This window comes from Paenibacillus sp. MABNR03 (genome assembly GCF_050455445.1).
Taxonomy (GTDB): Bacteria; Bacillota; Bacilli; order Paenibacillales; family Paenibacillaceae; genus Paenibacillus; species Paenibacillus xylanilyticus.
The window spans coordinates 362060-386268 of the sequence record NZ_JBCIYR010000002.1; the positions used below are offsets into that span (position 1 = coordinate 362060).

At 48.2% G+C, this 24209-nt stretch carries 18 protein-coding genes; 15 read left to right on the forward strand and 3 right to left on the reverse strand.

Going from position 1 to position 24209, the window contains the following annotated elements; all coding sequences use genetic code 11:
• Positions 1-54 precede the first annotated feature (54 nt).
• The 3 genes from AAIH57_RS10225 (at position 55) to AAIH57_RS10235 (ending at position 2383) form a co-directional block, all read left to right on the forward strand.
• Positions 55-825 carry an amino acid ABC transporter substrate-binding protein gene (locus tag AAIH57_RS10225; protein WP_175398000.1) on the forward strand — a complete coding sequence of 257 codons (771 nt, stop codon included), beginning with the start codon at positions 55-57 and terminating at the stop codon, positions 823-825.
• A 109-nt stretch (positions 826-934) separates the two neighbouring features.
• A complete protein-coding gene (locus tag AAIH57_RS10230; RefSeq protein ID WP_413034889.1) occupies positions 935-1594 on the forward strand; it encodes an amino acid ABC transporter permease in 660 nt (219 codons plus the stop codon).
• A 33-nt stretch (positions 1595-1627) separates the two neighbouring features.
• Positions 1628-2383: an amino acid ABC transporter ATP-binding protein gene (locus tag AAIH57_RS10235; protein ID WP_175398002.1), complete on the forward strand. Its 756-nt coding sequence runs from the start codon at positions 1628-1630 to the stop codon at positions 2381-2383.
• Between the two features lie 73 nt (positions 2384-2456).
• Here the strand turns inward: AAIH57_RS10235 and AAIH57_RS10240 are convergent, their stop codons facing one another.
• On the reverse strand, positions 2457-3008 hold the full coding sequence (locus tag AAIH57_RS10240; protein WP_175398003.1) for a hypothetical protein: 552 nt from the start codon (positions 3006-3008) through the stop codon (positions 2457-2459).
• A gap of 489 nt (positions 3009-3497) precedes the next feature.
• On the opposite strand from AAIH57_RS10240, the gene AAIH57_RS10245 reads away from it, so the two are divergent.
• The 5 genes from AAIH57_RS10245 (at position 3498) to AAIH57_RS10265 (ending at position 11569) form a co-directional block, all read left to right on the forward strand.
• Positions 3498-5606 (forward strand): RICIN domain-containing protein, encoded by a 2109-nt coding sequence (locus AAIH57_RS10245; RefSeq protein ID WP_430021554.1) that lies wholly within the window; start codon positions 3498-3500, stop codon positions 5604-5606.
• Positions 5607-5912: 306 nt separating this feature from the next.
• Positions 5913-7925, forward strand: a complete 2013-nt coding sequence (locus tag AAIH57_RS10250) for a CotH kinase family protein (protein WP_430021555.1) — start codon at positions 5913-5915, stop codon at positions 7923-7925.
• A 467-nt stretch (positions 7926-8392) separates the two neighbouring features.
• Positions 8393-9706 (forward strand): ABC transporter substrate-binding protein, encoded by a 1314-nt coding sequence (locus AAIH57_RS10255; RefSeq protein ID WP_430021556.1) that lies wholly within the window; start codon positions 8393-8395, stop codon positions 9704-9706.
• A 95-nt stretch (positions 9707-9801) separates the two neighbouring features.
• A complete protein-coding gene (locus AAIH57_RS10260; RefSeq protein ID WP_430021557.1) occupies positions 9802-10695 on the forward strand; it encodes a carbohydrate ABC transporter permease in 894 nt (297 codons plus the stop codon).
• A gap of 16 nt (positions 10696-10711) precedes the next feature.
• Positions 10712-11569 carry a carbohydrate ABC transporter permease gene (locus AAIH57_RS10265; protein WP_217506551.1) on the forward strand — a complete coding sequence of 286 codons (858 nt, stop codon included), beginning with the start codon at positions 10712-10714 and terminating at the stop codon, positions 11567-11569.
• Here the strand turns inward: AAIH57_RS10265 and AAIH57_RS10270 are convergent.
• Positions 11559-12365 (reverse strand): helix-turn-helix transcriptional regulator, encoded by an 807-nt coding sequence (locus AAIH57_RS10270; RefSeq protein ID WP_175398009.1) that lies wholly within the window; start codon positions 12363-12365, stop codon positions 11559-11561. The genes AAIH57_RS10265 and AAIH57_RS10270 overlap by 11 nt on opposite strands.
• A gap of 183 nt (positions 12366-12548) precedes the next feature.
• Between AAIH57_RS10270 and AAIH57_RS10275 the strand changes: the two genes are divergently transcribed.
• Positions 12549-13970 (forward strand): family 43 glycosylhydrolase, encoded by a 1422-nt coding sequence (locus tag AAIH57_RS10275; RefSeq protein WP_430021558.1) that lies wholly within the window; start codon positions 12549-12551, stop codon positions 13968-13970.
• Positions 13971-14054: 84 nt separating this feature from the next.
• Here the strand turns inward: AAIH57_RS10275 and AAIH57_RS10280 are convergent, their stop codons facing one another.
• Positions 14055-14969: a helix-turn-helix domain-containing protein gene (locus AAIH57_RS10280; protein WP_430021559.1), complete on the reverse strand. Its 915-nt coding sequence runs from the start codon at positions 14967-14969 to the stop codon at positions 14055-14057.
• A 408-nt stretch (positions 14970-15377) separates the two neighbouring features.
• Between AAIH57_RS10280 and AAIH57_RS10285 the strand changes: the two genes are divergently transcribed.
• The 6 genes from AAIH57_RS10285 (at position 15378) to AAIH57_RS10310 (ending at position 24094) form a co-directional block, all read left to right on the forward strand.
• Positions 15378-16253 (forward strand): fumarylacetoacetate hydrolase family protein, encoded by an 876-nt coding sequence (locus tag AAIH57_RS10285; protein WP_430021560.1) that lies wholly within the window; start codon positions 15378-15380, stop codon positions 16251-16253.
• Positions 16254-16274: 21 nt separating this feature from the next.
• The gene (gene gucD, locus AAIH57_RS10290; protein WP_430021561.1) at positions 16275-17741 is read left to right on the forward strand and encodes an alpha-ketoglutaric semialdehyde dehydrogenase GucD; all 1467 of its coding nucleotides are present in this window, start codon (positions 16275-16277) and stop codon (positions 17739-17741) included.
• A 16-nt stretch (positions 17742-17757) separates the two neighbouring features.
• Positions 17758-19734, forward strand: coding sequence for a YjhG/YagF family D-xylonate dehydratase (locus AAIH57_RS10295; RefSeq protein ID WP_430021562.1), 1977 nt, complete (start codon positions 17758-17760; stop codon positions 19732-19734).
• Between the two features lie 55 nt (positions 19735-19789).
• Positions 19790-21406 (forward strand): glycoside hydrolase family 43 protein, encoded by a 1617-nt coding sequence (locus AAIH57_RS10300; RefSeq protein WP_430021563.1) that lies wholly within the window; start codon positions 19790-19792, stop codon positions 21404-21406.
• A gap of 319 nt (positions 21407-21725) precedes the next feature.
• A complete protein-coding gene (locus AAIH57_RS10305; protein ID WP_175398015.1) occupies positions 21726-23414 on the forward strand; it encodes a methyl-accepting chemotaxis protein in 1689 nt (562 codons plus the stop codon).
• Between the two features lie 35 nt (positions 23415-23449).
• Entirely contained in the window at positions 23450-24094 is a 645-nt protein-coding gene (locus AAIH57_RS10310) for a Vat family streptogramin A O-acetyltransferase (protein WP_430021564.1), read from the forward strand.
• Positions 24095-24209 lie beyond the last annotated feature (115 nt).

Below are 24209 nucleotides of genomic sequence, written 5' to 3' on the forward strand. Positions count from 1 at the left end.
TGGTAACGAACTAAAGCGTTTGGGTTTTGGTTACAGACATGGAGGGTACGAGAGATGAGAAAAAAAGCGATATTACTATTATTTATCAGCATATGCATGATCGTTGTAGCTGGTTGTTCCAGCTCGGGAAGCAAGGACGACAACACCATTATTGTGGGGATTGATGATAAATTCGCTCCCATGGGTTTCCGGGATGAACAAAATGAAATTGTTGGCTTTGATATTGATTACGCCAGAGCCGCAGCGGAGAAAATGGGTAAAGAAGTTACCTTTCAGCCGATCGACTGGTCTTCGAAAGAGTCCGAGCTGAACAGCGGCCGGATCGACATGATCTGGAATGGTTATACGATTACGGACGAGCGCAAGGAGAAAGTGCTGTTCACGAAGCCGTATCTGGAAAACAGTCAGGTAGCGATTACTCTGGCAGATTCCCCAATTACGAAGCTGGATGAGCTGGATGGCAAAAATGTGGGATTGCAGGCACTGTCCTCAGCGGCAGATGCGCTGGCAGCGAGTCCCCTGAAGGATAAAGTGAATGCTTCCGAATTCAAGGATAACGTGCTTGCACTGACGGATCTGAAGACGAAGCGCCTGGATGCGGTTATCATCGATGAAGTGGTGGCGAGATATTACATGTCCAAGGAAGAGGGAACATTCAAATTGCTGGATGAATCCCTTGCTCCGGAACAATATGGTATTGGGATCAAAAAAGGCAATGAAGAGTTGCTCGATCAGCTGCAAAAAGCACTGGATGAGCTGAATGCAGACGGAACGGCTGCCGAGATCTCAACCAAGTGGCTGGGTGAAGACAAAGTGTTGAAATAGACAGGCTAGTGCCTGACATACGATTGGAAACAAATATGACCCCGTATTCCATGTTGGAGCAGTGACTCCAAAGGAGTGCGGGGTTAACAGATTAGAGGAGACAAAAATCATGAGTTGGGATTATATTTCTACTATTTTGAAGCCTATGCTCGAGGGAGCGCAGACGACCATTTTCCTGTTTTTGGTCGCCATTGTGCTGTCCGTACCGTTGGGTTTTGCTGTTACACTGGTCATGAGGAGCCGATTCAAACCGCTCGCATGGCTGGCACATACGTACGTCTATGTTATGCGGGGAACACCGTTGTTGCTGCAGATCCTCTTTTTCTGCTTTGGTCTTCCACTGCTTCCAGTGATCGGTGAGTATCTGGTATTTGACCGGCTCGTTGCCGCTGCCATTGCTTTTATTCTGAACTACGCGGCGTACTTTGCCGAAATCTTTAGAGGTGGTTTGCTCTCCATCGACAAAGGGCAGCATGAAGCTGCACAGGTTCTTGGTTTAACGAAATGGCAAACGATGACCAAAGTGATCATTCCACAGATGATTCGGGTGGTATTGCCTGCAACGGCGAATGAATCCATTACTTTAATCAAGGATACGGCTTTGTTATATGCGGTGGCGGTTCCTGAATTGCTCTACTACGCTCAAGCCGCAGTGAACCGGGATTTGCAGCTGGTCCCTTTTTTCGTCGCAGCGATCATGTACCTGCTGATGACATTGGTGCTCACATTGCTGTTCAAGGCATTGGAGAAGCGGTTTTCATTTGAATAAATTAAATCTGATCAATCAAAGGACTGTCTGCATATGACACATATTATAGAAGTAAATCAGTTAAGAAAATCTTTTGGATCACTCGATGTACTGAAGCAGGTATCCTTCAACGTGGCGCCGGGTGAAGTCATTGCTGTGATCGGCCCATCCGGCTCGGGTAAAAGCACGATGCTGCGCAGTCTCATTCATCTGGAAGATATCTCCGGTGGAACGATTCGCATTCAGGATCAGACGCTGGCTGACAATGGCCGTTATGCTGGAGCTGCGGAAATTCGCAAGATCACAGATCGTATGGGCATGGTGTTTCAGCATTTTAATCTGTTCCCGCATCTGACCGTACAGGCGAATCTGGAACTGGCACCGAAGACGTTGAAAAAGGAAAGCTCAAGCCTCATCCGCCAGCGCAGCCTGGAATTGCTCGGCAAAGTGGGGCTGTCCGACAAGGCGGATGCCTATCCGGCCAATCTGTCCGGCGGACAGAAACAGCGCGTAGCGATTGCCCGCGCATTGATGATGCAGCCGGACATTCTGCTGTTCGATGAGCCGACATCGGCACTCGATCCCGAGTTGACCGGGGAAGTACTGCGAGTGATCAAAGAGCTGGCGCAGGAGAATATGACGATGATGATCGTCACGCATGAGATGAGCTTTGCCCGCGATGTTGCAGATCGGGTCTTCTTCATGGATAACGGCGAAATTGCCGAGGAGGGCCCGCCAGAACAGATTTTTGGCAATCCAAAGTTGGATCGCACACGGACCTTTCTTCAGCGGGTGGAAGTAGATTCTTAAATCCAAATGAAAATGAAAAAAAAGTGGTGTTCCATTGAATATGGGAGCATCACTTTTTTTTGGTTCAAGCTATTTAAGAGATATACCCGTCAAAAAACCACTCCCCTTCAGGTGAACGGATGAAGGAAAACTCGTACTCGATTTTTCCCTCAGAACCTTTTGTCGTAATAGTTCGGGCAATAAAAAGCATGAAGTGGTCTGAATCCTTTTGATCATAACCTCTGAACTCGAACTCGTCCCAAAGCATGCTCTTAATGAAATCAGCTTCATAAGAAGAATCTCCATGTCGAACAACAAATGCATTTCTGCTAGAGGTTATCTCCACATTGGGAGAAGATACGGACTCGATATAAGCGGTATCTTCTGATTCCATGGCAGCCATGAGTTTAAACGTCATATTCAGGGTCTCTCTCAGGTTTGTCCTAGCTTCCTCTTCGTTTACGCTTTCCTGTAGGAAAGTAACTTGTTCCTGCAGGCGAGTGTTCTCTTCTCTCAGTTCCTTGATAGTTTGGGTCATTTCGGCGTTCTGCTCGCTCAACTGAGTGTTCTCGACAGATGAACCGGGTTCATCGCAGCTTGTTAGTAATAAAGCGGCGGATACGAATAAAAGAAATCTTTTAAACATGATAACCCTCCTTATACTGGAAAATAGTAACATACCTTCTCTGGAATTACATGATTTAATCGACTCCAGATGTCCAACAGAACATATCTACCTTCCGCCAGGTGACGTGCCGATGAGCAGTTCACGAAAGGAGATGTTTAGTAAAGGTGAATAGCTTAAGGTTACATTATTACAAATTTATTAATATATATATTTATTTTCCATAGCGACATCATTCCCCTTACTTCGACAAGGATATGCATTTATTATGAGGTGGAGGATAGTGTTTGAATCCAGAATGGCTATGCAGCTTATTCTTTTGAAAGGAGGTTAATATATCCGTTCATAAAGTAATAAAAACCTTTACGTTAGTAAATGTATTGGGGAAAGAGAGAAAATTTATTTTTTATCTCAAATTATGAAAGCGCTTCAAAACTTCGATATATACAGAATTATTATTATCTAATTTGCTATATGATCACGCCACTATGAAGGGAGATCGATCCGATCATGCAGTGTATGTACAAGTTATGGAACAAACTGGGCACAATGATTCTCGTTTTTGTCCTTTTGGTCGTTAGCGTAGGCAGTGGAAATGCATTAGGGGCAGCAAGTTCATCGACAACTTCGAATACAACCCGGGTGTCCGTACATGACCCGTCCATTTATTATGATTCGTCCACGAACAAGTATTACATTTACGGCTCGCATCTGGCTCAGGCCAGCAGCACGGATCTCCGAAACTGGTCTTACGAGGGAACGCAGGGGTATGCCAACAGTACCTTATATGCACCCTCTACCTTTGAAGGCTACTATTACATCAAAAATAAAAACAGCAACCTATACCTGGATGTCACCGATGGCTCATCTGCTGATGGGACAGGCATTCGGCAGTGGTCCTATAACGGGTCCGACGCGCAGAAGTTCAGAATTATGCACTACAGCAACGGGGATTACTATCTCCTTACCGCCAACTCGGCCTATAAAAGTGCCATTGACGTCAATGGCGGCTCGGCTGCCGACGGTGCTCTCATTGAGCAGTGGGCGTATTGGGGTGGTACCATGCAGTTGTTCCGGATTCAGCAAAATGCGGATGGCTCGGTTGCTTTCCTGACCAAGGTTTCCGGATATACCAGTGCGCTGGATGTGGCGGACGGAAGCACGACTGCCGGTGCCAATGTACAGCAATGGAACTACTGGGGCGGGGATATGCAGAAATGGGAGCTGGTCAAAGCAGGCGGAACCGGGAATGCATCCCGAAGCTCGGGTGCTGCCTTGACATCCGCTCTGGCTGTATCCTATGCCTGGGCCGGTTATAACGATCAGGACAGCTCCGGCGGTCACGCGGTATGGGCGCCAGCATCGCCGATTTACAATGCTTCTTATACGTGGGCGGACGGCTCCAAGGGCGCCTACATGTTGTATTACTCCACTTCTTCCACCTATATTCGCTCAGCTATCGGTTTTGGTGTATCCAAGTCCGTTAAGGGACCCTACGAGTACATTGATACCATCATCTACTCGGGATTCACAAGCGGAAGCAATCCGATCACGACTACGTCATCTCTTGGAACAAAAACCGTAAACACATGGTACCAGAATACCAATATTCCCGAGCTGATTGACAAAGGGACGTTGTCTGGCACGCGAAGCGGCTGGTTCCTGAGCAATGGCGGATTCAATAATACACTGTTTCCCAACGCGATCGATCCTACCTTGACCTATGACAGTTCCGGCAAACTGTGGATGAGTTACGGATCCTGGTCAGGGGGAATCTATATTCTTCAAATTAATCCGGATACAGGCCAGCCGATCTATCCGGGAACGGACAGCGGCAATACGGACCGTTACTTTGGCAAACGCATTGCGGGAGGTTATGGGAAAACGGGAGAAGCTCCCTATATCGTGTATGACAGGGATGCAGGTTATTACTACCTGTATGTAACGTACGGCGGATTGGCCAATGAGGGCGGTTATCATATCCGCGTGTATCGTTCCACCACGATTGACGGAACATATACGGATGCTGCTGGCAATCAGGCCGTATATGCGTCTGCTTCGGTTGATCAGTCCACTCGCGGCGTGAAGCTGTTCGGCAACTATACGCTGTCGGGCATACCGCTTGGTTACAAATCGGGAGGACACAACTCCGCATTTGTCGATACGGATGGCGCAAGGTATCTGATCTATCATACCCGTTTCAATAACGGAACCGAGTATCATGAGGTTCGTGCGCACCAGCAATTCCTGAATGCCGACAAATGGCCGGTGACAGCCGTGTACGAATTTTTGGGAAGCAGCATCTCTTCCACGGGTTATAGCGCAAGCGACATGACGGGAACGTACCAGTTCGTTAACATGGGGCTGGATGCATCCATTAGCGGCGTAGGCATGCTTCCGACCCAGAGCGTCACGCTGAATGCCAACGGAACGATATCCGGTGCGGTAACAGGTACATGGTCGAATACTTCCGGTACGTATTACTGCACGATGGTGATTAACGGTGTAACGTACAAAGGTATATTCTTTAAACAGAAAAATGAGCTATCCAGCCATAACGAGGTCATGACCTTCTCGCTGATTGGTTCCAATAATCAATCGATCTGGGGTTCCAAATAGAACACCCGATTAGACGATACAAGCACTAAGTCGTGTCATGGATGATGGAAGCCCAAAACCATTTTCGAAATAGAAAGACTCACAAGACTGGCCGGGAGGCCTGATGCTTCGTGAGTTTTTTTTATATTCAAAAATACGATGTACATTCAAAAAAATAAGGTGGCTAAGCGTGAAGTCTGGAGAGGGTAAAGTAATGAAGCGTACGTTAGACACGAACCTCATTTAAGATTCACTAAAGGTTTGTCCCCTACCATGGTTGCATAAGCCTCAGGTGCTTAACAGAAACCAAGAAGGAGGATTTATCACTTGATTAATTTACTACAAAAAGTTGCAGTAACGGCACTGTCCGTGACAATGGTGACGTCGTCGTTCGGCCTGATCGCTAGCCCTAACGCAGCGTATGCCGCAGAGGATACAGCCGCTACAACGACCAGCACAGGCATTACACAAGCGTACGAATCATTATTCCAGACAGATAATGTCATTGATATCAACGTTACGATTGATGATGCAGACTGGGAGAGCATGCTTGAAAGTCCGCTGGATAAGGATTATAAGAAGGTCAGTGTGGAAGTGGATGGCAACAAGCTGGATAATGTCGGTTTTTCCACGAAAGGCAATCTGACACTGAAGTCCGTGGCATCCATGGAAGATTCGGACCGTTACAGCTTCAGACTGAAGTTTGATAAATACGACAAGACGCAGACCCTGCTTGGTCTGGACAAAATGGTACTGAACAACAACTACGCGGATCCATCGTACATGCGTGAAGTTCTTCACTATGAAGCGCTGCGCAGTATTGGTATGGATGTACCGATGACGAACTACGTTAACCTGTATGTTAACGGCGAATTGGTTGGTTTCTATACAGGTGTTGAAGCGGTGGATGACAGCTACCTGGAGCGGAACTACGGTGAAGATTACGAAAACGGTGTTCTCTATGATACCGACGAGAGAAGTTATCTTCAATATGAAGAGGGCAGCGACTACAGCACACTCACTGAAGATTTGGGTACGGACGAGAATAAAACCAAACTCAAAAACTTTATCAAAACGCTGAATGACATGCCTGAAGGAGAAAAAGGCGATATCGAGAGTGTGCTTGACGTTGACTCCGCACTTCAGTATATCGCAGGGAACATGGTTTTCGGCAACTATGACAGCTATAACGGCGACAAAGGGCACAACTACATGCTCTACAGCGATGCCGATGGCAAGTTCACGGTTGTACCTTGGGACTTTAACATGTCCTTCAATGGGTATTCGGGTGGAGGCGGACGTGGAACAACGACAACCGGATCCACTACGACCAACACCAATGCAACGAACGTATCCGTGGACGAGCCAGTATTGGGCATCAGCATGGAAAATGTACCGATGATTAACAACCTGCTTGCCGTACCGGAGTATAAAGAAAAATACTTGAGCTACGTCAACGAGTTGACGGACTACCTGGAAGGCATCCAAGACCGTATTACAGAACTTGCTGATGTCATCCGTCCTTATGTAGAAGCAGATCCAACCAAATTCTACACGACCGAACAGTTCGAATCCAACATCGCTTACTCTGCTAACGCTGATGCAGCAGGCGGCATGGGTGGAACACCGCCGGAAGGATTCGATGGCATGACGCCACCAGAGGGCATGGAAGGTATGACGCCCCCTGAAGGTTTCGAAGGCATGACACCTCCAGATGGAATGACACCACCCACACAGTCGGATGGGGCAGCGGGAACAGAGATAACAGACACCACAACAAGCACAGGGAATACCCAAACACGTCCTGGCGGTAACTTTGGCGGTGGCGGAGGCGGCATGGGCTCCATGGCAGCAGGATCGCTGACGACATTTGCCCTGAACCGGCTTGCCAATTTGCAAGAGCAGCTTGGACGTGAAGTGACTCCTTTGCCTGAGACTACGGAAGATACAGGCTCGGAAACTTCTTCTGAAACGGGAACAACGGTTAAAACCATTTCCGTCACGCTGGATGGTCAGGCGATTACGTTCCCGGATCAGGACCCGCTGGAGCAAAATGGGCGAGTAATGGTACCTGTAAATGCAATCCTTGAAGCGCTTGGTGCAGAGGTGACCTGGAACAAAACAGCGAAGACGGTAACGGCTGTTTTGAATGACCAAACCCTTGTACTCCAGATTGGAAGCAGCACGGCAACGGTTAACGGGGAGACGATTGATATCGATGAGCCAACCATTATCCAAAACAGTCGCACACTGGTGCCTGTACGCTTCATTTCGGAAGGACTCGGATTAACAGTGGATTGGGATCAATCTGCTGCACAAGTAAGTCTTACATCCAAATAATCCATATTGGGGAAAAGGGATTCGATGAGCGCATCGAGTCCCTTTTTTTGTTTCGCTTCTTCCTATGTCTGAGTTCACCTGCCTAAATCAACATCGGAGGTATACTCTAGGACATCTTCTTTTCTTGCAAGAATTGAACTTCGGCCCTTGATATCAAATTTTGAATATGACTATTGATCAATAATTCTTCAGGATAGGTCATTGAATCAAACAGTCAGAAACCTTACTTTTAAATAACAATAGAAAACGCTAACAAAACAGAAGGAGTGGTGTTTTAATATGCGATGTCTGGAATTTCACCTTGCAATTTTGTGATAAATGCAGGTTTGGGAAGAGCATAGGGTTTTTGTATTAAATAAGAATAGATCAGTAATTCCCTCCCCAGTTTTTTTGACTGTAATCAGGATTTTAAGTTCATTCGTCAAGTTACAACACCAGCCATGGCCTAAGTCCAAAGGAGGATAAATATGAGAAGATTTTCAGCCATTCTATTCATCGGGATATTAATGACAGCGCTCACCGCTTGTGGAGGAACCGGTAATCAGGCGGAGGAAAACCCTGCGGGCAGTAATAATCCGGGGCAAGAAATTTCTGGCGACCTTACCGTATTCGGGTGGGGCGGCGGTGAGGAGCTTCAGTCCCGGAAGGAAGCAACCAAAATGTTCAAGAAGCTTTATCCTAAAGTGAAGGTGCATGAAGTTTGGCTCCCTGCAGATAACATCGATGTTAAGCTGGATGCAGCTCTGGCTGCGGGAAATGCCGGTGATGTGATTATGATGTCTCCAGACTGGAAAGGGTTAAGATCCAAGTGGTTCGAAGATTTGAATCCTTATATTGAAAAGGATCAATTGGACCTCGAAGCTTTGTTTACGCAGGGAGTTGACGGAGGATATGTAGATCCGGACGGTACACGCAAAGGTATGCCGACAACAGCCTCGGATTTTATGATTGCGTACAATAAAGACATTTTTGACAAGGCCGGTATCCCATATCCAACAAATGACTGGACCTGGGATGATTTCTCAGCAACAGCCAAGCAGGTCTCCTCGGGTGAAGGAGTAAACCGGGTCTACGGTATTGTGTCCCATTGGATTTGGCAAAGCTTCGCTCCCTTTATATACGGCGGGATGCCATATAACGAGGATTGGACCAAACAGACGTTGGATGATCCCAATACCCTTAAGGGTTACCAATTGTTCGGCGACCTGGTGAACGCAAAGGCAATGCCGGATGACGCAGCCGCCAAGAGCATGCCCATGGACCAAATGTTCGCCGCAGGTAAAGCTGCTATGTATCCGCTAGGTGTATTTGAAGCTTCGACGATCGCCAAAAATATCGGATCAAACTTTAAATGGGGAATTGTGATGCCTCCAAAAGATCCGTCCGGAAAGACCGTAAACATTAAATTTCAGACCGGCTTCGCCATGAATAAGGATTCTAAAAACAAAGAAGCTGCTTGGGCTTATATAAAAACCGTATCCCTGAATAAAGAGGTAGGCGATTTGTACAGTAAGGTAAATCTGCCTGCGGCGAAAGAATCGGCTGAAAGTACGTTTGCCAATTTGAAAATTGAAGGTACAGATATCTCCATGGTGGATTTTGTAACGGGGCTGCAGGATGCCATAACTTTCCCTTGGGGAGGCTCCATTGCCAAGGCAGGGGATCTCTACGAGCAAACCTGGCAGCAGGTCACCGTTCAGGGGAAATCGGCTGAGGAAGCGGCCAAAGCCTATACTTCACAAATCCAGGCCGCTCTCGACTCCATCCATCAAAATAAATAATAGAAGAACAACACCCGGTTTAACCAAGGGGGAGATCTTTTCCCCCTTTCTATCATAATCCGGTCTCAAATGGAGGCATTTATGGAGGCGAAAGAATGAAGGCTCGAAACAGCAGCAGTGAAAAAAGGGAGGAGAAACCATTTTTCCTCTTTATCTCGCCATGGCTTTTGGGTTTTTTAATATTCACCTTATATCCCATGGCTTATTCCATCATTCTGGTTTTCACAAATATGGATATGACCGGCTCAGGCGAATTTATTGGTTTAGATAATATCATCAGGGCCTTTACACAGGATCCGCTATTTTATCGTTCTTTGCTGAACACGCTATATTTTGTGGTGGTTTCCGTTCCGGCCAGTTTGCTCTTGTCGTTTCTGATTGCTCTTCTGCTTAATCAAAAAATTAAGGGGGTTGGTTTTTTCCGAACCAGCTTTTATATCCCTTATATCACATCCGGCGTTGCGGTTACCTTACTTTGGGGTTGGATTTTTAATGCTCAATTCGGGCTCGTTAATTATTTCCTTTCTCTCTTCGGCATTACAGGACCGAATTGGTTAAGCGATGCCAAATGGGCAATGCCGGCAATTATTATTATGGGGGTCTGGACCATCGGAAATTCCATCATCATTACACTGGCGGGGCTGCAGGATATTCCGGAAGCCCTATATGAGAGCGCTGAAATGGATGGAGCAAGCAGTGTAGTTAAAATTACGCGGATTACCCTGCCCCTGATAACGCCAACACTTTATTTTAATCTGGTCATGGGGATCATCGGTGGTTTCCAAATCTTTATGCAACCTTACATCCTGACCGAAGGCGGCCCAAGTTACTCCACCTATACGTACATGATGCATATTTATAACAGCGGATTTAAATATAACGAGATGGGTTACGCCTCTACTTTGGCCTGGTTATTATTCATCGTTATTATGATCATCACTCTAATCGTAAACCGGACCTCCAGATACTGGGTTTATTACGATAACTAATTTGGGAGGTGCAGCCATGGAGGCTTATTATAAAAGTAAAAGAACCAGCGACCGGATCAGAGTCAGCTTGAGTTATGTCGTATTGACGATCGTTGCAATCGTATTTATCTTTCCGTTTATATGGATGCTTTCCACCGCTTTTAAAATCCCCTCGGAAGCTTATACGCTCCCTCCCAAAATCATCCCGGGAACGTTTACGTGGGATAATTTCATTCAGGGCTGGCAGTATGCGGATTTCACACGCTATACATGGAATACCTTAATCGTAACGGGGCTGGCAACGTTTGGGACGGTTCTTTCCGCTTCATTTGTAGCCTATGGCTTTGCACGATTTAAATCCAGATACAGCGGATTGTTATTTACCATGGTGCTTGCTACCATGATGCTCCCCAGTCAGGTGACTCTCGTTCCTACTTACCTGTTGTTCACCAAACTTGGCTGGCTTGATACCTTGATGCCTCTTATCATTCCCTCCTTTTTTGGGGGAGGCGCGTTTAACATTTTCCTTCTTCGACAATTCTTCAAAACGATCCCGAAAGATTTGGATGAAGCCGCCTATATTGACGGTGCAAATGCCTTCCAGATTTATTACAAAATCCTGCTGCCGGCAATCAAACCGGCTTTGATTACGGTGGGTCTCATGTCGATTACCTTTCACTGGAATGACTACATGTCTCCGCTAATTTATTTGAACAGCGATGAGAATTTCACGCTGGCTATCGGTCTGCAGTTCTTCCAGAATTCTTTTGGCTCCTCGCAAATACAGATGTTGATGGCGGTTTCCCTGATCACAGTTATTCCTGTGCTGATCCTCTTCTTCATCGGACAAAAATATTTTGTTCAGGGGATTACGATGACCGGAATCAAGGGTTGATCTCATCGGAATCGGCTGTGCCGACAGTTAAGCTGCCAGTGTGTTTGTGAAATCTCTTTGGCGACGAACCGGTCATTTGTTTGAACTGCCTGGAGAAATGCTCCACATTACGGTAACCGCACCGGTCTGCAATCTCCGCAACCGTGTAAAGATGATGTCTGAGGTATTCTTTGGCTAAGCGAATTCGACTATGAATAACATCATCCATACACGAGAGACCAAACAATTTCTTGTAAATTAACTGCAGGTATCCCGGACTGATGCTAATGATTTTAGCCATTTCCGATATTGTCCAAGGGTGGCTGGGATTGTTGTGGATCGCCGCCCGAAGCTTTAAAAGATTATAGTGCTGAGGACTAATTTCCTCTTGAAAGTAAGACTCAAGCAGTTTGTTGAAAAGGGTCCGGAGCAGACAATCTATGGATGATTCCCTGTAGTCTTTTTTGAATGAATTCTCTACGACAAGCAGTTGGAATAGCTTGTGGCAATATTCGGGGTCATCCAAAGGAAAAGGTTTGCCAAATGGAAGCGAGGTTTCGGTCACGTAAGGTTCATCGCTTTCAAAACGAATCCAGTCATTAATATATTGCTCTGCACAGGCACGATAATAAACTTTTTGATGCGGCTCAAAAAGAACGGCACAATGGGGTGGGTAATCCTTTAGTTTTCCATCTACCCAGAACTGAGCGGGAGTCTGTGTGATAACCAAAAGCCAGCAAGGATGCCCTTCGGGAATATCAAAAACAAAATTGCTATTATGTGCTGCGTCATACTCAACGTAAAAAATGTTTGTCATTGTTCTTCACCTTTACCATCTGGGTTTGTCAAACGGACCATGTAAGTTAGATCGTGTTATAGATCAATTTATCTTGATTAATAGAATAGAAAAGTAGGTAAGCGTTTTAGTTGTTTTCTATTATAGGGATTTATTTTCAATTAATAAATTGCATAATTACTTTTTACGAGGAGTGTAGCTTGAATGAAGAAGCAGGGGTTAAATCCATACCTTCCATCCTGGGAGTACGTCCCTGATAGTGAACCTTATGTGTTTGATGGCAGAGTTTATGTGTACGGGTCGCATGACCGGTTTAACGGACATGTCTTTTGTTTAAACGACTATGTATGCTGGTCCGCGCCAGTGGACGACTTGGGGAATTGGCGAAATGAAGGTGTGATCTACCGAAAAACAGATGATCCGCTAAATCCGGATGGCAGTATGTGCCTGTATGCACCAGACGTTACGGTAGGTCCTGACGGACGTTATTATCTTTATTATGTGCTGGATAAAGTGCCGGTTGTTTCTGTGGCTGTATGCGATACACCTGCCGGCACATATGAATTCTACGGTTATATAGAATATGCCGACGGCACCCGACTGGGAGAAAGAGACGGGGACGAGCCGCAATTCGATCCCGGTGTGTTGACGGAAGGACTGCAAACGTATCTGTATACCGGCTTCTGTGCGCCCGGAGACCAATCGAGACATGGCGCGATGGTGACAGTGCTTGGTCCGGACATGCTGACGATTGTGGATGAGCCCGTATTCGTCGCTCCTAGTCAACCCTACAGCGAGGGCAGCGGATTTGAAGGACATGAATTTTTTGAGGCATCTTCCATCCGGAAGAGAGGGGAAATCTACTACTTGGTTTATTCCTCGATCGGCATGCATGAATTATGTTATGCTACCAGCAAATTTCCAAACAAAGGGTTCGAATATCAGGGCGTAATCGTTAGCAACTCCGATCTACATATTGACTCCTATAAACCAGCTGACAAGCCGATGTATTATGGCGGCAATAACCATGGCAGTATTATCGAAATCAACGGGGACTGGTATATTTTTTATCACCGCCATACAAACGGGGATGCATTCAACCGTCAGGGCTGCATCGAACGGATCTCTTTTCACGAGGACGGAACCATTCCTCAGGCGGAAATGACTTCCTGCGGCCTGAATGGGGAGTCTCTTCGAGGAAAAGGGGAGTACCCGGCATACCTTGCATGCAATCTTTTTACGAAAGATGATCAAATGTATACAGGAGGTTTCGGAGAGGGAGCGTGGCTGGACAGCCGCTTTCCGAAGATTACCCAGGATGGAAGAGATGGCGATGAAGAGACCGGATATATTGCCAATATGATGGAATCCGCCACGGCAGGTTTTAAATATTTCGATTGTAACGGAATCCGTCAGGTCACGGTCAAGGTGCGCGGATATTGTAATGGAGTCTTCGAAGTTAGAACCGCATGGGACGGTCCAGTGCTGGGAATGATTCCGGTACATTTTACAAATGATTGGAAAAAATACAAGGCTGAGATTACCGTTCCGGACGGCAGACAGGCTTTGTATTTTACTTACAGGGGAGCGGGAGGCGCGAGCTTGGCTTCATTTACATTAGAATAAACGGCGGAACAGATTCGACCTGCGTACAAAACAAAGCAGCTGCTGGTAATCCAGCAGCTGCTTATTTCATTTGGACAGGATACTTCAATCATCAGGATGAGCGGCTGCCGCAGCTTGCTGTGAATGGCTGCGAAATTCGCTTGGTGCGATACCGGTCCACCGCTTGAATTGCCGGCTAAAATGCGCATTGGTCTTATACCCCAGCATCATCGCAATGTGGTCAATGTTTAGGTCTGTTTGCTTTAAAAGCCGCTGGGCTTCGTTCAGAAGAGTTTCTGATAAAAACTTGCGTGGTGCTGTGCCATATACCTGCCGAAAGATCCGATTGACCTGCGACGGGCTAATGTTTAGCGACTTGGCAATGTCTTGGATCCAAGTTCGCTCGCTATCCCGAATTTCACCATGAAGATGGATATATCTTACGGAATCCTCAATGTGCTCGGCAATTTGACGGGCGATGGCTTCTTTTCTGGATAAGGTAACGGATGCGTTCTGAGATAACTGGCCGACCAGGGAGCCGAGCAATTCGAATACGGCAGCATGAACCTTCATCTGTTTGGAGGAAGACAGCGGAATGGACAAGTGCTCTGTGGCCAGATCATACAGTGTACACAGTGAAGTGGACAACCCCAGAGCTAAAGTCGAATCTGCCGGATAATAAATATCCTTGCAGCGATTGAGTTCTCTGCAAAAGGAGGTGTCGTGTACGCTGAAATGAACCGAAAAGTAAGTGAAGCCCTGCGGTCCGGCACCGGTGCAGGAATGGGTCATACCGGGGCGGATGAACAGAAGGTCTCCGACAGACTGACTGTATAGTTGTCCGTTGACCACCATGTTCATCTGACCATCCAGCATCCAGTGGATTTCATACATGGAATGCTCATGGGACGGATACGTCCAACTGGAATCTACTTTTCTTGCATGCAGCCCCAATAATTGAAAAGACATGCGAACATCGGGCAGACGGCCTAAATATACGGCTTCCGAGAGCTTGGTCACAGGAACCTCCTCGTCATGTTCTGTATTCCAACATCTTACCGTTTCGTCTATATCAATTGAACTAACTATTTACACAGAAACGGAGAGGACAGAAAAAACCTGAAAAAGCGAAGCGGTCGCCTAAAAGCTTTCTGAAAGAAAGCTGCATCGGAAGCATAAGCTATCACCGGATTTTCCCCTTATGAAGAGGGAATCAAAAAAATCTGGGGATAACAGTGATTGGAAGGTTATTCTGTCATCGGAGTGTCCGTGTAAATCATCTTTAGTTCAACTGATATAGATTCATCTTAACAGAAAAATAATGCGTGAAAAGGGTAAGTCGTCGGAGTGATTAGAACATCGTCATGAACCATAGCTGGTGCTATGGTAGTAGTATCAACCCGATGGGGAGAATGGGGGCAAGCTTGAATGAGAATTATTCGATTTCTGGACGGACAAGAGAAGTGGCTGGCAGCCGTTACGGATGATGAAAAGGCCTATCGTTTGCCACAGGCGGATTTTATGACTCTGATCTATCAAGCGAGGGAGCAGGGAATTTCTCCAGTTCAACTGGTTGAAAGCGCTTTTAAACCGTTAAACGAACTGACCGATGATTGGACTTCATTGCATCTGATCACGCCAGTGGAAGCTCCGGAAGTATGGGCGGCGGGTGTGACTTATCAGCGGAGCCGGGAAGCGCGAAACTATGAAGCTACGGATGGAAAGCTGGATGCGGAGACCTTTTACGATAAGGTCTATGATGCAGAGAGACCGGAGATCTTTTTTAAATCCACAGCAGCCCGGACCGTCGGACCGAATGAGGCTGTCACGCTGCGCAGTGACTCCAGTTGGCAGATCCCGGAGCCTGAGCTGGGATTGGTGCTTGCCTCTGATGGCAGCATTGTTGGCTACATCGTTGGCAATGACATGAGCTGCCGCGATATCGAAGGGGAAAACCCGCTGTATCTGCCGCAAGCAAAAATATGGCGCAATTCCTGCTCCATAGGTCCGGCCATTCGTCTAGCGGAAACGGTGCAGAATCCTTATGAATTCAGTATCGTCTGTCAGATCTATCGCGATGGAGAAATGGTTGTTAAGAGTGAAGCGAGTACGAGTGAATTAAACCGGAAGCTGGATGAGCTGGTCTCTTTTCTGGCGAGGGACAACGATCTGTTCGACGGCACGGTACTTTTGACAGGCACAAGCATCGTACCACCCAATGAGTTTACGCTTGAACCTGGGGACCGTATTGAAATATCCATTAGTAATATCGGGACACTGATCAATCCTGTCATATCAAACTAGTATATAAGGAGGATGAATGCTATGACCGCATTTCAGGTAGAGCAGACATACAGAAATTATATAAACGGGGAATGGGTACAGGCTGTGTCCGGAGAAACCGAACCCAGCATAAATCCGTCGAATCGGAATGAGGTCGTTGGGTATGTACCAGACTCCGGCGTAGAGGATCTGAACCGGGCTGTTGCAGCTGCGAAGGCAGCAGCGAGGGATTGGCGGAGGTTAACCGGTGCGGAGCGCGGTAACTATCTATTTCAGGCGGCGAACGTGCTGGAACGCCGGGCCGATGAGGTTGCGGAGGCGATGACAAGGGAAATGGGCAAAACACTTCCTGAAGCCAAAGGAGAGACGATGCGCGGAGTTGCGATCTTAAGGTACTATGCCGGTGAAGGAATGCGAAAAACCGGTGATGTCATTCCTTCGACCGACAGCGAAGCGCTGATGTTTACAACCCGTGTACCGCTAGGCGTTGTGGGCGTTATTGCTCCGTGGAACTTCCCTGTAGCGATTCCCATTTGGAAGACGGCCCCGGCCCTGATTTATGGCAATACGGTTGTATTAAAGCCCGCACAGGAGACCGCAGTCACTGCGGCTAAAATAATGGAATGCTTTGAGGAGGCGGGCATTCCGACTGGCGTTCTCAATCTGGTATGCGGGAGAGGCTCAGTGATCGGTTCTGCACTTGCTGAGCATCCGGATGTGGGTGGAATTACATTCACAGGTTCCAATGAAGTGGGCAAGCGGGTCGGCTCCGCAGCGCTGGGACGAGGGGCCAAGTATCAACTTGAAATGGGCGGGAAAAACCCGATCATCATTGCGGCAGACGCTGACTTGGATTTGGCTGTCGAGGCCACGATCAGCGGTGGCTTGAAATCGACGGGCCAAAAATGTACGGCTACCAGCAAGGTCATTATTGAACGAAAAGTATATGAAGCCTTTAAAGAAAAGCTCCTCTCGCAAATCCAGGAGATTCGACTGGGTGACGGCATGTCTTCCGGAAGCTGGATGGGTCCATGTGCGAACGAAGGACAGCTCAAGACCGTACTGAGCTATATACAAAAAGGACAGGATGAAGGAGCCGTTCTGCTGGCTGGCGGAAAAAGGGCCGATGGTCCAGGGCTTGAAGAGGGATTTTATGTTCAGCCGACCGTATTTGAAGGGGTCGAATCGCATATGTCCATCGCCCGGGAAGAAATTTTCGGTCCAGTGCTTGCCTTGATTGCGGTGGATTCCCTCGAAGAAGCTATAGAGGCCGCTAATGATAGTGATTATGGCTTGAGCGCTTCCATCTATACACAAAATGTCGGAGCCATGCTGTCTTTCATCCGGGATATGGATGCAGGATTGGTACGGATTAATGCGGAAACGGCCGGCGTAGAGCTGCAGGCTCCGTTCGGTGGAATGAAGATGTCAAGCTCGCATTCCAGGGAACAGGGGCAAGCGGCTATCGAGTTTTTTACAGCGATCAAAACAGTCTTTGTGAAGTCATAAACGGTGGGAGGGTCTCATGTACGAACAGATTATGGCGATTATGGGGGAGAAAGAGTCCGACTGCTTTGATATCATGGCACTTGCTCCAGGGGCAGCAGGACGTCTGCCTTTAACCGATGATTTGCTGCGAAATGCTCCAAGCGGCGACTTGTTCGGCATGTCCCAGAATGTTGGAATGGGCTGGAAGCCCGGAGAATTGAACGGTAAACAGTTTCTGATCTTAAGTACGCAGGGCGGTATCCGCAATGAGGATGGCAGTCCCGCAGCTCTCGGTTACCATACGGGCCACTGGGAGGTCGGCTTGCTGATGAAAGCTGCTGCAGAAGAACTATCGAGTCGCGGAGGGATTCCGTTTGCCGGATATGTCAGCGACCCTTGTGACGGCAGGTCACAGGGAACAACCGGCATGTTCGACTCGCTCCCGTACCGGAATGATGCCGCTCTGGTGTTTCGCAGACTGATTCGCTCGCTGCCAACACGTAAAGGCGTGATCGGCGTCGCAACGTGTGACAAAGGTCTGCCAGCGATGATGCTCGCGCTTGCGGGCATGCCGCAGCTGCCAGGCGTGATCGTACCCGGTGGCGTCACACTTCCGCCTGTCGATGGAGAGGATGCTGGCAAAATTCAGACCATCGGGGCACGGTATGTCAGCGGTGAACTCTCTTTGGAAATGGCGTCGGAGTTAGGATGCCGTGCTTGTGCAACACCGGGGGGAGGATGTCAGTTTCTGGGAACTGCGGCAACAGCCCAGGTTGTAGCAGAGGCAATGGGGATGACGGTACCGCATGCAGCGCTTGCACCTTCCGGGCAGCCTATCTGGTTCGAAATGGCACGCCAATCCGCACGCGCACTGATCAACATGGAGTCCCAGGGGATGAAAATGGCGGATATTGTTACAGATGCGTCGGTTCGCAATGCCATGACCGTTCATGCCGCTTTCGGCGGATCGACCAATCTGCTTCTTCACATACCGGCTATTGCCCATGCAGCGGGTTTAACCGTGCCCACGGTACAGGACTGGATACAGGTCAACAAGAATGTTCCAAGACTGGTTAGTGCTCTGCCGAATGGACCGATCTTCCACCCCACCATTCGGGTTTTTCAGGCCGGAGGTGTCCCCGAGGTCATGCTCCACCTCCGACAGCTTGGCTTGCTGGATGAGTTTGTACCTACAGCGACAGGTACGTCATTGGGCGAGGTGCTGGATTGGTGGGAATCGTCGGAACGCCGTCATCTCATGCGCAAGCAATTGAAAGAGAAGGACGGCATTGATCCGGACAGTGTCATCATGAGTATAGAACACTCGCAGCGTCTTGGGATTTCCTCGACCGTGACATTTCCAACCGGGAATATCGCTCCCGAAGGCTCTGTCATCAAATCGACATCCATTGATCCTGCTGTGCTGGATGAGCATGGCGTGTATCGCCATCGTGGCCGGGCCAAGGTGTTTACAACTGAACGTGAGGCGATTCGTGCGATAAAAACAGGCGGTGTACTGGCCGGTGACGTTGTGGTCCTGCTCGGACGTGGACCCTCAGGAACCGGGATGGAGGAAACGTATCAGCTTACGTCTGCGCTCAAGCATTTGCCTTTTGGAAAATATGTATCGCTCATCACCGATGCCCGATTCTCCGGTGTGTCCACCGGAGCTTGTATTGGCCATGTTGGCCCCGAAGCACTGGCAGGCGGGCCGATCGGCAAGCTGCGAAACGGAGATTTGATTGATATTGTCGTGGATCGGGGCACGCTGGAGGGTAGCGTAAACTTTGTTGGAGAAGGGGAGACGGAGGTTTCGCCGGAGGTAGGAGCTCTCATCCTGGCACAAAGGACCTTTCATCCGGATATGCGGCCTGATGAAGCGCTGCCGGATGATACCAGACTGTGGGCTGCGCTGCAATCGGTCAGCGGTGGTACGTGGAGAGGAAATGTGTACGATGTAGACCGGATCATAACCGCCCTGGAAGCTGGCAAAAAAACACTGGGATGGTCATGAAATCTTATCTTCTGTTATACTTTCCATTATTTTCATACCGGAGGTTGCTACTATAATGAATATGATCACCAACCCCATTCTTCGCGGCTTTCATCCCGATCCGTCCATATGCAGGGCGGGGGAAGATTATTATATCGCTACGTCCACCTTTGAATGGTTCCCGGGTGTACGGATTCACCATTCCCGGGATCTGGTTCATTGGCGACCGATATCTTCTCCGCTAACCCGCATCACACAGGTGAACATGGAAGGAAACATTAACTCCGGAGGCGTATGGGCTCCCTGCCTTAGCTACGACAACGGCATGTTCTACCTGATTTACACCGATGTCAAAAGCCGGGTAGGCGCTTTTAAAGATACCCACAATTACCTTGTGACAGCCACGGATATCGAAGGCCCTTGGTCTGAGCCGGTGTATCTGAACAGCAGCGGCTTTGATCCTTCCCTGTTTCATGATGACGACGGACGGAAGTGGCTGGTCAATATGATTTGGGATCACCGTAAGGGCAAAAACCGGTTTTCAGGCATCGTTCTCCAGGAATATTCCGTCCGGGAACAAAAGTTGGTTGGGCCTGCTGTTAATATATTTAAGGGAACCGAATTAGGACTGACGGAGGCGCCGCATCTGTATAAGCACAATGATTATTATTATTTAATAACGGCTGAAGGGGGAACCGGTTATGAGCATGCGGTTACAGCAGCACGTTCCCGTACGCTACAAGGCCCTTATGAGGTCGATCCTTCCAATCCGATCCTCACGTCATACGGAAGGCCCGATTTAGATCTGCAAAAGGCCGGTCATGGCAGTCTCGTCGAAACGCACACTGGAGAGTGGTATATGGCCCATCTGGTTGGCCGGCCCGTGAATCAAAAGTTTTGCATACTAGGACGTGAGACTGCTCTTCAGCTGTGCACTTGGAGCGAGGACGGCTGGTTGAAGCTTGCGACCGGTGACCGGTATCCTGAGGTCCAGGTGCCTGCACCGAAGATCAAGGCACATCCATTTGAACCAGCAGCGGAAATGGACCACTTCGATCAATTCGAGCTCCGGAACGATTGGAATACACTTCGTATACCACCGGATCCGACCTGGCTGAGCCTGAAGGAACGTCCCGGTTACTTGCGCTTACGCGGAATGGAGTCCATGAGCTCGACGCACAGGCAAAGCATGGTTGCCCGGAGACTGCAGGCTTTTGAGTGTGAAGCCGAAACCTGTCTGGAATTTGCGCCGGACCATCCACAGCAAATGGCCGGACTGATTCTGTACTACGATACCAAAGACTATCTCTATTTACGGGTAACTTTTCATGAAGTGAAGGGACTGTGCTTGGGCATTATTCAGTCCAGGTACGGGATATATGACGAACTAATGGAGGATATCCCGTTAGAATCAGTGAACCGGATCCGGTTAAAGGTTGTGTTTAAGTACGATCATGCCTGCTTTTTCTATGCGCCAAATGATGACCAGTCCTGGTATCCAGCAGGCGGGTGGTTTGATATCACGCACCTGTCAGATGAATCTCCGGAATATATCCGATTTACGGGAACCTATATTGGTCTTTGTGTGCAGGATCTTGGTGGGACCCGGAAGCACGCTGATTTTGATTACTTTGTATATAAAGAAGGGAACAGCCGAACGGTCTACACCGATACGGATATGCTCCCCTCATAATTGAAACCCAAACAAATAAAGAGGCGGCCTCCCTATGAAGGGAGCCGCCTTGTTGTTGCTTTCACTCTTATATGAATTCAGACATATCCCTTTCACCTGTTTAGGGCATTGGAATTTCCAGACAGAAGGACATTCTCACACGATTACGGAAAACACGGAAATGTTTTGGTTTTTTCAATGAAAAATTGTGACAAATATCACTGAAAACTTATAAATAATGTGATTGTCCCTACCGATAACACTATAGTTGATATTCGAAATGAATCGAAATTCGCTTCAATATTAACTCAATCACATAGGGAAATGGGTGGCTCAACACATGCGGAGCATGAGCATCGGTACCAAAATCAGTTTGATCGTTATCAGCATATTTATCGTATTTTCCACAGCAGTAGCGTTAAGTGTCATTCTGGAAATGAGGCAGGGGATTACGACATTTGCCACGGAAAAGGCGAAGCGGGATTTGGAGATGGCGAATCAAATCATTACATACAAACACCCCGGCGACTGGGCCATCAGGGATGGACAGCTCTACAAAGGAGACACATCCATGGAAGGCAACTTCGATCTGGTGGACGAGATTGGCGAGGCATCAGGAGATACGGTCACCATTTTTCGTGGCGAAGAGCGCGTGGCAACCAACGTGATGATGGATGGAGAACGTGCTGTCGGAACAAAAGTATCGGAACAGGTCGCCCAGACCGTTTTACAGCAGGGTGAAAAATTTTACGGGGAAGCCGTTGTAGTCGGCCAGAACTACCAAACGGCCTATCAACCGATCAAGGATGCATCCGGGGAAATCATCGGGATCCTCTATGTAGGGGCATCCCAATCGCTGATCGATGTCATTATCTCCTCATTTTTCAAAACCTTCTCGATTGTAGTCCTGCTGGCGATGGCGGTGGCCATTATAGCGGTTATCCTGTATGTCCGCCGGGTGAAGTTAAGAATTGAACGAGTGTCCATGGCGATTAAACGTGCGGGCACAGGTGACTTTACTCAGCCGATTGTCGACAACGTCAAGGATGAGATTGGCATGCTTGGCGCTGGATACAACGAGATGAGAAGCAGCTTGAAGACCATTATTCAGGGTGGACTTCAGGCTGCAGAGAAGGCTGAGCATTCGACTGGACTTCTCTTGACCATTGCGGAACAGACGGCACGGGAATCAGAACAGATTGCCTCGTCAGTGGAACAGGTCGCCAGAGGAGCAGAGAGCCAGACGATCAGTACCGGAGAAAATCTGCAAGCCATGGAGGAGGTGGCGATCGGAGTACAGCGGATGGCAGACAGGGCCTCCAGCATCTCTGAATCAGCCCTGTATTCACGCAGGCAGGCAGAAACCGGAGGTGAAGCGGTGCAGCTGACCGTTCAGCAAATGTCGACGATCGAATCCTCTGTTACCACAACGGATGAAGTCATTCGCATGCTGGAAGGGAAGTCAGCCCAGATTAGCCAGATGGTTACCACCATTCATGAGATTGCCAACCAAACGAACCTGCTCGCTCTGAATGCATCGATCGAAGCGGCGAGAGCAGGGGAGCATGGCAGAGGGTTCGCCGTAGTGTCTACCGAGGTTCGCAAACTGGCTGAACAGGCCGGAGATTCTTCGAGTCGCATTGAGGAACTGGTGAAAGCCATGGAACAGGACATGCTGCAATCGCTATCGGCCATGTCCAGAGTGAAGGAGGAAGTGCAGGAAGGGCTGCGCTTGACTCGCGAGACAGAACAAAACTTCAGCCTGATCCGGGACACGAACCTGCAGATCGCTACGGAGATTGAGGACATGGCTGCGACGAGTGAAGAGATGTCTGCAGGCGTAGAGCAGATTGTTGCTTCCGTACATGAAATTGCACGTCATGCCGAGACAGCCAGTGCCAATTCGCAGCAGGCTGCCGGATCTGTTCATGAACAGCTGAAATCAGTGGAACAAATCAAGGCCTCTGCGGCTGTATTGTCTGATGTTTCGACAGAGCTGCAAACCTCACTCAGCCCGTTTAAGATCTGATATCTGTTACAATGGTGGAAAAAGGAGGAATAAGTATGGCTCCCGATAAAACAAAACTTTTTCCCAACGATAACATTCGCACCGTTTGTTATATTCAAAATTTGCCGCCCCGTCCTAACGTGGACATCGGTGACTATACCTACTATAGCGACAATAGTAATCCGCCTGAACATTTTTATGACCGAATTCTGCATCATTATGATTTTCTGGGGGATCGCCTGGTGATCGGCAAGTTTTGTGCGATTGCAGAAGGTGTGACCTTCATTATGAATGGTGCAAACCACCGGATGGAGGGCATGACGACCTATCCTTTCAATATTTTCGGTGGAGGATGGGAAAAAGTGACGCCCACTCTGGATCAGCTGCCATTTAAGGGCAATACCGTACTGGGCAACGATGTATGGCTTGGGCAAAATGTAACGATCATGCCGGGTATCACAGTCGGAGACGGTGTGATCGTTGCGTCCAATTCGACGGTTACCCGGAACATCGAGCCTTATGTCATTGTTGGTGGCAATCCGGCCAAGCCGATCAAAAAGCGCTTCGACGACGAAACGATTGAACTGCTGCTGGAACTGAAATGGTGGGATCAGGATGAAGAGTGGCTGGATACCCATTTGGAACAATTGGTTTCCACATATGACCTGCAGATATTGAAGGAACTTTTGAATAAGAAATAGGATTGGTTTCGAAAAGAAAACGAGGCAGCAGCTGGTTCCTGACGGAGCCGGCTGTTTCTATTTGAACACCATATGCCTATGCCCTGTGGCCTAGCTGCAAGAAATAATGTCTCAA

Coding starts and splice junctions, on each gene's coding strand:
- AAIH57_RS10305 (WP_175398015.1), top strand. CDS start 21,726: ATGCGGAGCATGAGCATCGGTACCAAAATCAGTTTGATCGTTATCAGC.
- AAIH57_RS10225 (WP_175398000.1), top strand. CDS start 55: ATGAGAAAAAAAGCGATATTACTATTATTTATCAGCATATGCATGATC.
- AAIH57_RS10285 (WP_430021560.1), top strand. CDS start 15,378: ATGAGAATTATTCGATTTCTGGACGGACAAGAGAAGTGGCTGGCAGCC.
- AAIH57_RS10230 (WP_413034889.1), top strand. CDS start 935: ATGAGTTGGGATTATATTTCTACTATTTTGAAGCCTATGCTCGAGGGA.
- AAIH57_RS10300 (WP_430021563.1), top strand. CDS start 19,790: ATGAATATGATCACCAACCCCATTCTTCGCGGCTTTCATCCCGATCCG.
- AAIH57_RS10265 (WP_217506551.1), top strand. CDS start 10,712: ATGGAGGCTTATTATAAAAGTAAAAGAACCAGCGACCGGATCAGAGTC.
- AAIH57_RS10240 (WP_175398003.1), bottom strand. CDS start 3,008: ATGTTTAAAAGATTTCTTTTATTCGTATCCGCCGCTTTATTACTAACA.
- AAIH57_RS10270 (WP_175398009.1), bottom strand. CDS start 12,365: ATGACAAACATTTTTTACGTTGAGTATGACGCAGCACATAATAGCAAT.
- AAIH57_RS10235 (WP_175398002.1), top strand. CDS start 1,628: ATGACACATATTATAGAAGTAAATCAGTTAAGAAAATCTTTTGGATCA.
- gucD (WP_430021561.1), top strand. CDS start 16,275: ATGACCGCATTTCAGGTAGAGCAGACATACAGAAATTATATAAACGGG.
- AAIH57_RS10310 (WP_430021564.1), top strand. CDS start 23,450: ATGGCTCCCGATAAAACAAAACTTTTTCCCAACGATAACATTCGCACC.
- AAIH57_RS10245 (WP_430021554.1), top strand. CDS start 3,498: ATGCAGTGTATGTACAAGTTATGGAACAAACTGGGCACAATGATTCTC.
- AAIH57_RS10295 (WP_430021562.1), top strand. CDS start 17,758: ATGTACGAACAGATTATGGCGATTATGGGGGAGAAAGAGTCCGACTGC.
- AAIH57_RS10260 (WP_430021557.1), top strand. CDS start 9,802: ATGAAGGCTCGAAACAGCAGCAGTGAAAAAAGGGAGGAGAAACCATTT.
- AAIH57_RS10255 (WP_430021556.1), top strand. CDS start 8,393: ATGAGAAGATTTTCAGCCATTCTATTCATCGGGATATTAATGACAGCG.
- AAIH57_RS10275 (WP_430021558.1), top strand. CDS start 12,549: ATGAAGAAGCAGGGGTTAAATCCATACCTTCCATCCTGGGAGTACGTC.